Raw genomic sequence first — 12,130 nt, 5'->3', positions numbered from 1 at the left:
CGCTATCTGTGGATTGCGGTATCAGCTACCGAAGATCGTCACTGCCTGCTCTGCTGCCTGCGGCGCCTGCTGGAACACTCCCTGTGGGATGAACTGCTGCGGAATGAACTGCTGGGGGCCCAACTGCTGGAAGTTCGTGACCATCGGGTGGATGACGTTGTTGAATACATCGTTGAACATGTGTTGTGTCCTTCGGTTACAGCGTTTTTCGAACTTCTGACTCCATCGACACTAAGCACTGTTCTGACGAGTTTCAACGAAAATTGCTGATACACAGGCAAGTTCAAGTTCATTGCCAGCTGGGGGCCAGGAATCGGTCTTCCTTCACAGCTTGGACGCTGCGCCGTGCAGGTTCTTGGCTGTCGGGGAGGTCTCGACGGATTTGGGATCGGGGTACGTGCCCAGTACTCGATCGGCAGTTCCCGCGGTGGTGACGGTGAACCAGTAGTGCTCGTTCTTGAAGTGGTGGTTGCGGTGGTTGCGCCAAACTGACCGGTAGAGAGCAGTTTTCGGCTTGTAGTCACTGTGGATGAGGAAATGTGTCCACTCGTAACCGAGGCCGAGCACGGAAATGCAGGTCAGGAACGTCAGACCGAGTTCGACGCGGGGAAATGCCAGGAGGGCGACGGCTGTCAGAACGGGAATCACGATCAGGAGCGTCTGCCACGGGATGAAGATGAGTGAGACGGTTCGCGGCGCAAAGTGGTGTTCCCGATGGCTGCGCGCCAGCCGTGAATCGAGTGTGACGCCGGCAATGGTTCGTGGCTTCCAATGAAGAACGAAGACGTGAATGATCCACTCCACGAAGGGGAATGCGGCAAGCATCACGAGCGGAACGAGGGCGTCGGTGATCTGCCAGTTGCCCACTGCGATGCGCGCCGCCGCGGCGGCCAGCAGCATGGTGCCGATCATCCACGGCGTCGGTGACTTGCGGAACGTCCGTGCCGCATCGGCGAGAGTAAGAGGCTTGCTCATGGTTTCAGTCCTTCCAGTAAGGTGAGAGCGTCGCCGATTGCCGTCGTGCCGGTGTGAAGGAGCTGTGCGGCTGACGCCTCGGCAGTTGGCTCGTCGTGTGAAGTGATGGCGGAGGCCAGTTTTCGATACAGGTCGGTCTGGCCGACTTCGGCGACCATGACGGATGCAAGTGCAGTCATAGCCGGCTCGTATGCAGCCCGAAGGCTGTTGAAGATCAAACGGAAGGCAATGGAATCTGCGCTGTCGACGACGACGTCCCAGAACGCCAGAGCGCGGTCTTGCAACTCCACTGGATCTTCGGTGGCGCCTAGTTGATCAACGGCCGTGTCGAGTTCTCGGGCGGATTCCGCGGAGATGCGACGGGCGGCCAGCACAGCGATCTGCGGTCCCATCAACTCGCGAGTTTCCAGGACGCTGCGCACCACGCTCAGGTCGGGGACGCCGTCGCGCACCAGCAGCTGGGGGAGAAGTTCGGGTCCGGCCTGGCGTCGAAAATCGCGCACCGACGTGGACTCGCCCTGGCGGACCTCGACGAGTCCGGCCTGGGCGAGCTTCTGAATTGCCTCGCGGACTGCGGGCCGCGAGACGCCGAATGCCTCGGCGAGCTTGCGCTCGCTGGGTAGTGCCTCACCCGCAGCCAGCTCTCCGGCCAGCACTTTCACCGATATCTGATCGAAGACTGCGCCGGAGGCCGAGGTACGTGCAACGGGTTGAAACATGTACCGACCGTAACCCGCTTCTCGGTAAGAGGTCAAGTGGTAATACCAGTTCAACGATTGGAGGCTTGGCGCGAAAGAGATATGTCTTGGCCAAGAGGCTTCACCGTAACGGCGCAGGTGAGAGTAATTTTAGGCGACCCTAATTCGGAATACCGTCAGGAAGCCCATGACACCTCTCCTGTTACCGACGCTAGACACCGACGCAGAGTTCGCTCGCATCACCGCGGCCTTGACCCGACGCGGCTTTCTGGGCGGAAGTGCCGCCGCACTGTCCATGCTCGCCCTTGCCGGATGCAGCAGTGAGGACGGCGGTGGCGGTGCGGAAGGCGAAACTCGGACGGTGCAGACGCATTACGGACCCGTGGATGTTCCCGTTGATCCGCAGCGCATCGTCGCCGTCTCCTACAACACCCCGTGGCAGTTGCAAGCCGTCGGCGCCCGACCCGTCGCGACGCTCGACTACAGCGCGTACATCGACCAGTTCACCCCAACACAGCAGAAGTTCATCGACGGCTTGTCCACGGTGGGGGTTTTCCTCGAGGTCAACCGCGAAGCCGTCGTGGCTACCGCGCCTGATCTCATCGTCGGCGACGCGTACGAGATCGACGAGGACATGTTCCGCGAGCTCTCGAAAATTGCTCCGACAGCGGTGTATTCGGGCACGAACCGATCGGATTGGCGCGCTGTCGCCGAGGGTGTCGCAGACGCGGTCAACAAGGGTTCGGCATTGACGTCGAATCGTGAGAAGTATCAGGCGATGCAAGAGCGAATCCGCACCGAATACGCCGCGCAGCTTGGCGAGAATCGGTGGGCCCAGGTTGCTATCGGTGGTTCGGAAGGGCACTTCTCCATCTTGTATCCAACCGGAGTGACCGGCGCGATGCTCGCTGACCTGAACGTGACCCGCGGCGAATTCATCCCGGATCTGCGCCCAGCCACCGGCTTCGAAGCCTTCCCGCTCGAACAACTCGAAATGCTGCGGGACGTCACCGTCGTCATCTACCCGAAGCAGCCGAACGGAACTGATTCTGCAGGAATGAAATCCGTCTTCGCCAGCCCGCTGTGGAGCCGCATTCCGGCAGCAGCTTCGGGCCGGGTATTCGGAATCAGCACTCAGGTCACCGACTACGGCACTGCAATCAACTGGCTCAACGAACTCGAAACCGGCGCCTTGGAGGCACTTTCATGACATCACTTCTATTGCCCACCGCTGACACCGATGCCGAATTCGCTCGCATCACCGCAGCACTTACCCGACGCGGTTTCCTCGGAGCCGGTGCCTTGGCGGGGATCGGATTGCTCACGGCCTGCGGAACCAGCTCCGGTGAATCGGCCGAGGGTTCGATGCGCACCATCAACACGGCTCTGGGGCAGGTGGAAGTGCCCACCAACCCGCAACGGGTGGTCAGCGCCGATTACTACACAGGCCCCGCGATGTTCGACGCCGGGTTCACACCGGTCGGATTGCCGGTCGACTACGAGAACGCCGACGGCGTCCCGGAACCCTATGCGTCCGCTCTGCGGTCTCTCCCGAAGGTGGGACGCTGGTACGAGCCCAACGCCGAGGCGATAGCGGCTTTGTCTCCCGACCTGATCGTGATGACCAACCTGCTGTCGGAGAACAACCCGGATCTTTACGAGCAGATCCGGTCGATCGCACCGACCGCGGTTTTTGCCGAAGACGGGCAGTACGCATGGAAGGAGCGCGCCTTCGGAGTCGCGGACGCGCTGAACCAGAGCGCGAAGGTTCAAGAGTTGGCAGATCGGTACGAGGCGCGGATCGCCAAGTTCCGCAGCGACAACGCTGATGTGCTGAGCAAGGTTAAGGTCGTCTACACCACGTACTTCGAGGAGAGTGGTTTCTCGCTGTACTCGCCGACCAAGTATCAGACGACGGTCATCAGCGAGGCCGGGTTCCAGTTCAACGACCGTTCGCTCGCAATTCCCGCCGGCAGCAACGAGTGGTTCCCGAGGGAGCAGTTGGAGCTACTCGACGAGGCCGACGTCATCATCACCAACAGTGGCAAGGGCCCCATCAACGAGAAGTTGGCGAACGACACCATCTTCCAGCGTCTGCGCGCCGTCAAGAATGATCAGGTGTACTCGTTCGACTACGAGGGCGTCGCGTCTTTCGGTTGGGCCCTGACGTTCCTCGAGCAGTTCCAGCCGATCGCTGAGGAGATCAGAGCCAAGCTCTGATCTCCTCAGCAATCAAGAGGACGCCGGCGTCACCACATTCAGCTTCGGTTGATGCTGGTCGGTGTATGCCCACGGGCGGATCTTCTCCAGTGCTTTGCCGATCCGGAACACGGTCGGTTCGTCGTACGTATGGCCGACGATCTGGACGCCCGTGGGAACACCGTTGTGTGCGTGTCCACTCGGCACCGCCAATACGGGGCACCGATTGGCGACGTTGAACGGCAATGTGAGAAGTGCTTCGGCGGTGGTGTTCACGTGCTGACCCGCCACGGTGAGGCCGTCGAGCAAAGACTCGCCTGCCGGGAAGGCGATGGTGCCCGAAGTCGGGCAGATCAGCGCATCGAAGGGAGCCATCGCCTCGGCGAGCTCTCGTTGCATTTGGGTTTCCTTGCGAAGGCCGTCCAGAAATGACATTTCCGCAGCGCCCTTCGACGTGATCGCGACGTTGTCGAGCGTGTAGTCGGCAAGAAGATCACCGTGGACGCGAGCAACTTCCGCGACGGATGCACCCATGATCGTTCCGAAATGGACTTTCACCGCTGCTGCCATCGAATCACGAGTCCACGGCAACTCGATCTCCTCGACGATCGCGCCGGCATCGACCAACGACTGTGCGAGAGCCCGGGTGTTCGCCTCGATGTCAGGCTCGATGGGGAAGTCACCGAGCCGCAGGCACAGGGCAATTCGCATTCCCTCGACCGACGGGTACTCGTGTGGCAGCGTGATCGCCGGCCTCAGGGAAGAATGGTCACGCGGGTCCGGCCCGATCAGAACGTTGGCCAAAAGAATTGCGTCGTCGACAGTTCGGGCCATCGGACCGTCGCCACGGTAGGAATCCATGGACAGCGGGGCGACCCCGGCGATACGCCCGTACGAGGCCTTGAGACCGACGGTGCCGGTAAAGCCTGCCGGGCCTCGCGTCGACCCGCCGATGTCGGATGCTGTTGCCAGAGTAGTAGTTCCGGCGGCCAGTGCGGCGCCGGCTCCTCCGGATGAACCTCCGGGGCTGTAATCGAGGTTCCAGGGATTGCGGGTCACGCCCCACAAAGGAGAGTGTGTGAATGCCGCGACGCAGAATTCCGGTGTCGTCGTGCGTGCGTGAATCAGACCGCCTGCTGCCAGAACTCGGTCGATCACCGGTGCGTTCTCGCGGGCGATGTTGCCGCGCCCCGCCAGAGAGCCTTCGGTCAGCGACTTTCCGGCAATGGCATGTTTTTCCTTGGCAGCTACCGGAATTCCCTCCAGTGGCCGCGGGTCGGGTCCTTGGCCGCGATACCGGCTCTCGGCATCCCGGGCGCCTGCGAGTGCCTCGTCGAACATCTCTTCGGTGAAGGCATTGATGTGAGGTTCGAACTTCTGAGTTCGGTCGATGATTGCCTGTAGCAGTTCGACCGGAGACAATTCCCGCGCGCGAAAGTGAGCAATGGCTTCGGTGGCGCTGAGGTAGTGCAGTTCGTCTGACATGACGTTATCTCCCTGGGACAGTATGCGTGGGAATCACGCGCTCCGCGCAAGGGCTCCCAGCGCGGCCGCGGTCATGGCTGTAACACCTTCGGGTAGGGCAGCGGCGGGATCGGGGGCGAAGCGCGGTGAATGATTGGACGGCGTGCCGGGTGGTATCCGTCCCTCGGCGAGCGCGGCAAGGGCGGTTCCGTCGAAACTCTGCAGTGCCGTTCCGCCGAAATGCCAGAACACGGAGGGGCATTGGGCGGCGGTGCCGAAGATTCCGAAGTCCTCGCTACCTGAAAGTGGTTGTGACAGAGTGTGCATTCCCAAGCCGGCCTGTCGCAGGTCGGACATCACTGTGGACGTGGCGTCCGGAGTGTTGACCGTGGCCGGAAAGCCGTTGTACGCATGAACGTCCGGCGTCTCGACGGCGCCGGCTCCGTCCGCTTCTGCGCGGGCTATCCGGCGCACCGATTCGAGCATGTTTTCTCGTGACGTTGCGCTGAAAGTCCTCAGGCTGAGCAGTAGTTCGGCTTCATCGGCGATGATGTTCGCAGCCGTGCCGGCGTGCAAGGCTCCCACCGTGAGCACAGGTGCTGTCGGGGTTGCCGCTTCATGAGCGACCAGACTTTGAATGCGCAGCGCGAAAGACGCTGCCATCAACAAAGGGTCGATGCATGCGTACGGTGAGGACGCGTGTCCACCACGGCCGTGAAAGACCACTCGTATCGTGTCGGATGCTGCCATCAAGATGTCGGGTTTGCTGACCAACATCCCCGCAGGAGTCGGGCCCACGTGCTGTCCCAGGCAGAGGTCCGGTCGTGGGAAGCGGTCGAAGATTCCGTCGTCGACCATCGCACGAGCGCCGGAGCCGGTCTCCTCGGCAGGCTGGAAGACCGCGACAACAGTCCCGGTGATCGATGTCGGATCCGCGGAAAGTGCTGCGCACGTGGCAAGTAGCGCGGTTACGTGGACATCGTGGCCACACGCATGCATGACTCCATCAGTTCTGGAGGCGTAGGACAGCCCGGTGTCTTCTGCCACCGGCAACGCGTCCATGTCGGCGCGTAGCAGGATCACCGGACCGCTGCTCCCTTCGAGAACACCGACGACACCCGTACCGCCGACCCCGACCGTGACGTCCCAGCCACCGATTCGCCGAAGTTCCTCGGCAACAATTGCGGCGGTGCGAGTTTCGTCGCCGGACAACTCGGGGTGTGCGTGTAGGTCCCGGTAGAGCTCGAACCAGTGCGGCTCGACGGTTCGCAACCGCGACGGGTCTCCGAACTCGAGATTCGAAAGCAGTTGATTCATGGTTGATCTTCTTTCAGTTGGCGGTTTTCAGTTGCACCAGGTTCAGCATCTTTTCCCGGGTTTGTGGTGCTGCCATGACCGCGACGATCGCCACGACAGGCCCGAGCGCGAGAGATACGAACGCCGCTGACCAGGAGAGATGGTCCACGATGAATCCGAATACAAGCGGTGCGACTATTCCGGCGACCATGCCGCCGAAAATGATCATCGACGAGGCTGCTCCGACCACCGACGAAGGCAGGCTACGAAGCGGAAGTGCAAAACACGGCATGAAAGCGAAAGAGGCAGCGGCAGATCCGAGGGTGACGAGAACGACGAACAAGGCCGTGTTGGAGACGAAAGGAATCGAAACGAGCATCACGATGCACGCGAGCATGGACGGCACCACGACGACACGACTGTTGCCTGCCAGTCGATCGGAGATTCGCCCGCCGATGACGGTGGTCACGGCGGCCACCACGGTAGCCGGAATCAGAAGGAGGCTTGCGCTCGAGAGGGCGATTCCACGTTCGTCATGGAGGTACGACGGAACCCACGACGACATCCCCCAGATCACGAAGTCGTATCCGAAGAACATCAAGGCGAAGAGCCACATCGCGCGGGAGCGAAGTACGGTGCGCATGTTGTCCCAGGAGGAATCCGGACCGTGGTCGTTCTCCGCCGGAAGTGCCGGCGGGAGCCACAACTTGATGCTGACGAGCGAGAGTACGCCGAGCGCCGCGACGGCCAGAAACATTCCACGCCAGCCGATCAACGGGAGAAGTGCTGCCGCAACAACGATGGCAAGAAGCGTACCGACGGCGTTGGAACTGTTCATCCATCCTGTGGCAGTGGCACGTTGCTCCGGGATGCTCCGCTCGGCAACGAGCTTTACTGCAGCTGCCGGAAACACGCCCTGCGCGAGACCGAAGAGAAAGCGAACAACCAGAAGCGTCCCGAACGACCAGGCAAGGGCAGTCAGGCCGGTGAAGACACTCCACGCCACCAATCCGATCAGAGCCATCCGGACTGCGCCGTATCGATCGGCGAGCAGTCCACCAGGCAGTTGGGCCAGCGTGTATGCAATGAAGAACGTGGAGATGATCAATCCGCGCTGGGAGTAGTCGAGATCGAACTCCTCACCGAGCAAGGGGAGAGCGAGGTTGATCGCCAGCCGATCTATGTAGTCGATCGCGTACGCGACGAACAGCAACGCGACCGTGACTTTGGTGGAGCGAAGCACTGGGCCTCCAAGTGGTGAACCTGTGAAGTGATTCACATATCTTTGGCAAACAGGCAGGGATCACCGACCAGAATGCAGTAATCCGGCAATATTGGGCCGATGAAGCCGGAATCCGACGCATTTGTCATCGCGGAATCTGATCTGGAGATCATCAATGCACTTCAGCTCAACCCCCGCGCGTCGTGGACGCAGTTGTCGTCAGTGCTCGACAGGGATTCGACGACGATCGCCCGCCGGTGGCGTCGTCTCGTCTCGAACGGTCATTCGTGGGTCAACGCGGTCGCAATCGGTCGAACCCACATATTCGGCTATCTCCTGATCAGGACCACACAGGATTCCGTTGCCGACGTGGGGGAGCGGTTACGTCAACTCTCCTGTGCCTATCTGTTGGCCAGGACGGAAGGCGAGTACGAGTATTTCGTCGGAGTCGTGGCCGCCGACCACAAGAGTCTGGACGCCTTGGTGTGTGAGCACCTTGCCGCCGATCCTGGAATTCTGTCGATCAGAAGCCGGGTCGGGGTGAAGGTGTACCGGGACGGGTTCAGCTGGGAGCCGGGCGCTCTGGGGCAAGCGGGTCGGGCTCAGCTGGCAACGGCATCGACAAAGGGCGCTGCGGTGCCGGCAGATCCGACAGAGTTCCGCGAGTCCGACGGTGCCCTGTTGGAGGCGCTCGGCCGTGACGGACGTGCCAGCTATGCGCGTCTCGCCGCGATTTGTGGAACGAACGAGACTGCGATTCGACGGCGCTTGGCCCAGCTGACTGCATCGCGACAGTTGATTTTCCGCTGCGATGTCTCGCAACAGGCTGTCGGTTCACCGTTCGAAGTGATCTTCGATGTCGCTGTGGACGGTTCCACTGACGAACTCGGCAATCTTGTGTCGAGTTGGCCGGAGATCAGATTGTTGGTGGCGACTACCGGAACAGCGAACATGTTGATCAGCGTGTGGCTGAGCAGCCTAGCGCAGAGTCTTGTCGTCGAGGATCGACTCCGCCGAATCGGTAGTGTGCGGATCCTCGATCGACGTGTCTCGCTGTACCCGATGAAGCGATTCGGACAGCTGCTCGGACCGAGCGGAGTGGCAGAAGGTCATGTGCCGGTCGCGATTTGGGGTGCCGGCGACCTTCTTCGCTGAGCGTCAGTCGATCGGCGTCCGATTGTCGTCGACGAGGTGCGTAGCGGAGTCGGTCGCACGGGAGCGCTTCCAGATCATCCGAGCCAGTGCGCCCAGCACGGACACGGCCAGGACAACGCCACCGCCGATGATGCCGGCCGACGAGTCGGGGAAGATGCCCTCGAGCAGCAGCCAGACACCGAAGACGAAGAACAGCACCGCGGCGCCGACCTTGATGAATCCGTCCGGAAGGTGCTTGCCCAGCACCGAGCCGACGATGATGGCGAGAGCGTCGGCCGCCACCATGCCTACCGTCGACCCGATCCAGACGCCGATCCAGTCGTTGTCGGTCGCAAGGGTGATGGTGGCGAGCATGGTCTTGTCGCCGAGTTCTGCCAGGAAGAAGGCCGAGGCGACGGCGATGAAGGCGGATCGCGTGACGCGACCGGCCTTGTTCTGCTCGTCGTCGGTGAGATCGTCACCGCGCAAGGTCCAGAGGCCGAAGATCAGGAAAGCGATACCGCCGACGATGGAAATCGCCGCGGTGGGGAGGGCGACGCCCAGGTAGTGGCCGACGGCGACCGAGACGAGGTGAACAAGGGTGGTGGCGATGGTGATTCCGCCGAGGACGACCCACCAGCGATAGCGCAAGGCAAACGTCATTGCCATCAGTTGCGACTTGTCACCGAGTTCTGCGACAAAAATGACGCCGAAACTCAAAAGTATTGCGGCAAGCAAGATTTACTCCTCCGGTCGGTGTAGGTCGGAGGAAAAATGCGAGCCTCCGGCCTGGGCAGGCGCAGTGGGTGCGCTTGTCCGGCCGAAGGTCTCGCCCACCGAGGCCACAGGACCTTCGGTTCGCCAGGCCGGGTGCATCGCGATCCGCACCAGGCGGAGCGCGTCGAACCAGTATGTCGACACGGGCGATTGGGGGCTACTCCCCTTCGTTGCTGCCCACGTTAGCGCGCCTGAAACGAATTGGCAAAGCGCACAGCAAGTTTGGTAGTCCGAACTTATCGCTTACCGGGGCCGTCACGAGGCGAGGAGCATGGCCAAAACAGCGGTGTCGGGATCGCTGATCGGATCGATGCCGACACGACTGATCATGGAGACGACTGTGCCGTCCGGCTCAGCCTCGACCCACGCCGCACGATGCTCCAAACCCAGATAGGGAAGGCCTGGCAGCAGTACACACCCCGACGCGCTGCCCTCGCATTCCGGCAGGCTGGGCGTGGTTTCCGACGGTGGGTGCAGCATGATCAGCGCCGGGGGCTGATGGTCGGAGAAACGGCCGGGTGTCAAGGCGAAATCGCCGAGTACCGGACCTTCGGCAACCACCAGACCGACGGTGCCCGGCTGCGGATCTTCGGGAACGTCTTCACGGACCCCGAAGACCGTCGTGGTCGGCAACAAACCTGGCATCGAGGCCACGCGGACAGCCAATGCGAGAAGCTGCGCCCACTCCTGGGTGGTGTCCGGCCAACGACCGGAAATGACGAACCCCTGCAAAGACCCAGCGGCTTGGAACGGAGAAATGCCTATTGCTTCGTTTCTGTTCATTTCTGTTCCTCCCTCGGTGCTGGGGCAAATCTCGGGCAGACGCGCATGCGTCGGTCCGGCACACCTCGTTGGGTAATCGAAATATGCACCCATTCGGTACTGGCACACAAGAGAGGGAGAGTGCCAGCCAGGTTTGCGCTGGTGAGGGCGGTGGTATGCGCAGGCATGACTCTGTCGAAGAACCGTTCTCGGCTGGAAGACCTGGCAACGCAGGCGTGGATCTTCGGATATCCCCTGTTGATTGCTGCGGTATCGCGGGATGTCATGACGGCGGTGCCTTCGCCGGTGGCGATGAAAGCCCCGCTCAACCAGTTCGCATACGCGCGTACGACGCCGGATGCGACCTTCACCGATGTCGTCTCACCCAACGCGGACACTCTCTACTCGTCGGGGTGGCTGGACGTCTCGACGGAACCGCAGGTGCTCTCACTGCCGGACTTCGGCACGCGGTACTGGCTGGTCCCCATCCTCGACGCGTGGAGCGACGTGTTCACGGTTCCGGGATCTCGGACAGTCGGGCGGACCGGGGGACCGTACCTGGTGGCCGGGCCGAATTGGAAAGGCAACGTGCCCAAGGGTTTGACGCTGCTGCGGTCTCCGACGGCGATGAACTGGATAGTCGCCCGCTACGCGACGTCGGGGGGAACAGACCTGGCAGAAGTGCACAGCCTGCAGGACCGGACGCGACTCACTCCTCTGTCGGAGTGGACGGGTGACCCGCAGGACTACACGCCTGGTGAAATGCTGGTGAACCCTGCCGTCGACACGCGGACGCCGCCGGTGGACCAGGTGGCCGCCATGGACGGCGAGGCATTCTTCACCAGACTCGACGCACTTCTCGACGACAATCCTCCGCGTCCGGAGGACACCGAGATGATGAAACAACTGTCCGACATAGGAATCGGCTCCTCCTTGCCCTGGAGGTCGCGTCCGCAGGAGGTACGTGATGCCCTCGATAGAGCTGCGCGAACCGGTATGGACGTGCTGAGCGAGATCGCCGAAGAGGCCGAGGGCAGTCCGAAGAACGGCTGGACGATGCACCGCGGCTTGGGGCACTACGGAACCCATTACGCTCAGCGGGCTCTGATCGTCTGGCTCGGTTTCGGGGCCAATCTCGACGCTGATGCCGTGTACCCGCATGCCACGACGGACGTCGACGGGAAGCCGCTGACCGGGGCGAAGAAGTACGTCCTGCACTTCGAGAAGGACGAGCTGCCACCGGTCGAGGGCTTCTGGTCGCTCACGATGATGAACGAGCGGCAGTTCTTCGTGGACAACCCGATCGACCGATACGCGATTGGCGATCGAAGCGATCTGGTGTTTGCCGACGACGGTTCCCTCGACATCTATCTTCAGCACGAACCCCCTGGTGGTGAGAAGGAGCGGAACTGGCTGCCGGCTCCGTCCGGCGACTTCAACGTCTTTCTGCGCCTGTACTGGCCGAAGGCTGCAGTGCTGTCGGGATCGTGGACTGCGCCCGGTATTCGAGAAGCAAGTATTCGAGAAGCAGGCTGAAAGTCCCCTCGCTTCGTACCCGAAGAGCACAACTCGGTATCAGCCGCGCGTTTCGATGGGCGGAAAG

Annotated in this window: 12 protein-coding genes; 4 read left to right on the top strand and 8 right to left on the bottom strand. The window is 61.7% G+C overall.

What is annotated here, in order from left to right:
- Positions 1-21: 21 nt before the first annotated feature.
- From QRN54_RS21510 to QRN54_RS21500, 3 genes are all read right to left on the bottom strand, one after another.
- A complete protein-coding gene (locus tag QRN54_RS21510) occupies positions 22-180 on the bottom strand; it encodes a hypothetical protein (protein ID WP_003944172.1) in 159 nt (52 codons plus the stop codon).
- Positions 181-324: 144 nt separating this feature from the next.
- Positions 325-975 carry a sterol desaturase family protein gene (locus tag QRN54_RS21505; protein ID WP_020968076.1) on the bottom strand — a complete coding sequence of 217 codons (651 nt, stop codon included), beginning with the start codon at positions 973-975 and terminating at the stop codon, positions 325-327.
- Complete coding sequence (locus QRN54_RS21500) at positions 972-1,694, bottom strand: FadR/GntR family transcriptional regulator (protein ID WP_285183043.1); 723 nt, start codon at positions 1,692-1,694, stop codon at positions 972-974. The genes QRN54_RS21505 and QRN54_RS21500 overlap by 4 nt, the downstream gene beginning before the upstream one ends.
- 166 nt (positions 1,695-1,860) lie before the next feature.
- On the opposite strand from QRN54_RS21500, the gene QRN54_RS21495 reads away from it, so the two are divergent.
- Positions 1,861-2,883: an ABC transporter substrate-binding protein gene (locus QRN54_RS21495; RefSeq protein WP_064688009.1), complete on the top strand. Its 1,023-nt coding sequence runs from the start codon at positions 1,861-1,863 to the stop codon at positions 2,881-2,883.
- The gene (locus QRN54_RS21490; protein WP_003944194.1) at positions 2,880-3,893 is read left to right on the top strand and encodes an ABC transporter substrate-binding protein; all 1,014 of its coding nucleotides are present in this window, start codon (positions 2,880-2,882) and stop codon (positions 3,891-3,893) included. The genes QRN54_RS21495 and QRN54_RS21490 overlap by 4 nt, the downstream gene beginning before the upstream one ends.
- A 12-nt stretch (positions 3,894-3,905) precedes the next feature.
- On the opposite strand, the gene QRN54_RS21485 is transcribed toward QRN54_RS21490, so the two are convergent.
- From QRN54_RS21485 to QRN54_RS21475, 3 genes are read right to left on the bottom strand one after another with little or no spacing between them, the layout of a single operon-like run.
- Positions 3,906-5,357: an amidase gene (locus tag QRN54_RS21485; protein WP_003944132.1), complete on the bottom strand. Its 1,452-nt coding sequence runs from the start codon at positions 5,355-5,357 to the stop codon at positions 3,906-3,908.
- Between the two features lie 33 nt (positions 5,358-5,390).
- On the bottom strand, positions 5,391-6,653 hold the full coding sequence (locus QRN54_RS21480) for an amidohydrolase (protein WP_054188675.1): 1,263 nt from the start codon (positions 6,651-6,653) through the stop codon (positions 5,391-5,393).
- Positions 6,654-6,666: 13 nt separating this feature from the next.
- Complete coding sequence (locus QRN54_RS21475; RefSeq protein WP_030535848.1) at positions 6,667-7,875, bottom strand: MFS transporter; 1,209 nt, start codon at positions 7,873-7,875, stop codon at positions 6,667-6,669.
- A 99-nt stretch (positions 7,876-7,974) separates the two neighbouring features.
- Between QRN54_RS21475 and QRN54_RS21470 the strand changes: the two genes are divergently transcribed.
- Positions 7,975-9,009, top strand: coding sequence for an Lrp/AsnC family transcriptional regulator (locus tag QRN54_RS21470; RefSeq protein ID WP_285183041.1), 1,035 nt, complete (start codon positions 7,975-7,977; stop codon positions 9,007-9,009).
- Positions 9,010-9,012: 3 nt separating this feature from the next.
- Here the strand turns inward: QRN54_RS21470 and QRN54_RS21465 are convergent, their stop codons facing one another.
- Together QRN54_RS21465 and QRN54_RS21460 are read right to left on the bottom strand one after the other, a co-directional pair.
- Entirely contained in the window at positions 9,013-9,726 is a 714-nt protein-coding gene (locus QRN54_RS21465; protein ID WP_285183040.1) for a TMEM165/GDT1 family protein, read from the bottom strand.
- Between the two features lie 294 nt (positions 9,727-10,020).
- Complete coding sequence (locus QRN54_RS21460) at positions 10,021-10,548, bottom strand: hypothetical protein (RefSeq protein ID WP_003944138.1); 528 nt, start codon at positions 10,546-10,548, stop codon at positions 10,021-10,023.
- 165 nt (positions 10,549-10,713) lie between these two features.
- Between QRN54_RS21460 and QRN54_RS21455 the strand changes: the two genes are divergently transcribed.
- On the top strand, positions 10,714-12,063 hold the full coding sequence (locus QRN54_RS21455) for a DUF1254 domain-containing protein (RefSeq protein ID WP_285183039.1): 1,350 nt from the start codon (positions 10,714-10,716) through the stop codon (positions 12,061-12,063).
- Positions 12,064-12,130: the final 67 nt, after the last annotated feature.

Origin of the sequence: Rhodococcus sp. MEB032 (assembly GCF_030208925.1) — a bacterium.
Lineage (GTDB): Bacteria > Actinomycetota > Actinomycetes > Mycobacteriales > Mycobacteriaceae > Rhodococcus_F > Rhodococcus_F qingshengii.
The sequence above is the reverse complement of the archived record's forward strand: the minus strand, read 5'-3'. Positions and strand labels throughout refer to the sequence as shown.

What these genes read in the sequence shown, in the direction of transcription:
- QRN54_RS21510 (WP_003944172.1), bottom strand. Translation starts at nt 180, where the DNA reads ATGTTCAACGATGTATTCAACAACGTCATCCACCCGATGGTCACGAAC.
- QRN54_RS21505 (WP_020968076.1), bottom strand. Translation starts at nt 975, where the DNA reads ATGAGCAAGCCTCTTACTCTCGCCGATGCGGCACGGACGTTCCGCAAG.
- QRN54_RS21500 (WP_285183043.1), bottom strand. Translation starts at nt 1,694, where the DNA reads ATGTTTCAACCCGTTGCACGTACCTCGGCCTCCGGCGCAGTCTTCGAT.
- QRN54_RS21495 (WP_064688009.1), top strand. Translation starts at nt 1,861, where the DNA reads ATGACACCTCTCCTGTTACCGACGCTAGACACCGACGCAGAGTTCGCT.
- QRN54_RS21490 (WP_003944194.1), top strand. Translation starts at nt 2,880, where the DNA reads ATGACATCACTTCTATTGCCCACCGCTGACACCGATGCCGAATTCGCT.
- QRN54_RS21485 (WP_003944132.1), bottom strand. Translation starts at nt 5,357, where the DNA reads ATGTCAGACGAACTGCACTACCTCAGCGCCACCGAAGCCATTGCTCAC.
- QRN54_RS21480 (WP_054188675.1), bottom strand. Translation starts at nt 6,653, where the DNA reads ATGAATCAACTGCTTTCGAATCTCGAGTTCGGAGACCCGTCGCGGTTG.
- QRN54_RS21470 (WP_285183041.1), top strand. Translation starts at nt 7,975, where the DNA reads ATGAAGCCGGAATCCGACGCATTTGTCATCGCGGAATCTGATCTGGAG.
- QRN54_RS21460 (WP_003944138.1), bottom strand. Translation starts at nt 10,548, where the DNA reads ATGAACAGAAACGAAGCAATAGGCATTTCTCCGTTCCAAGCCGCTGGG.
- QRN54_RS21455 (WP_285183039.1), top strand. Translation starts at nt 10,714, where the DNA reads ATGACTCTGTCGAAGAACCGTTCTCGGCTGGAAGACCTGGCAACGCAG.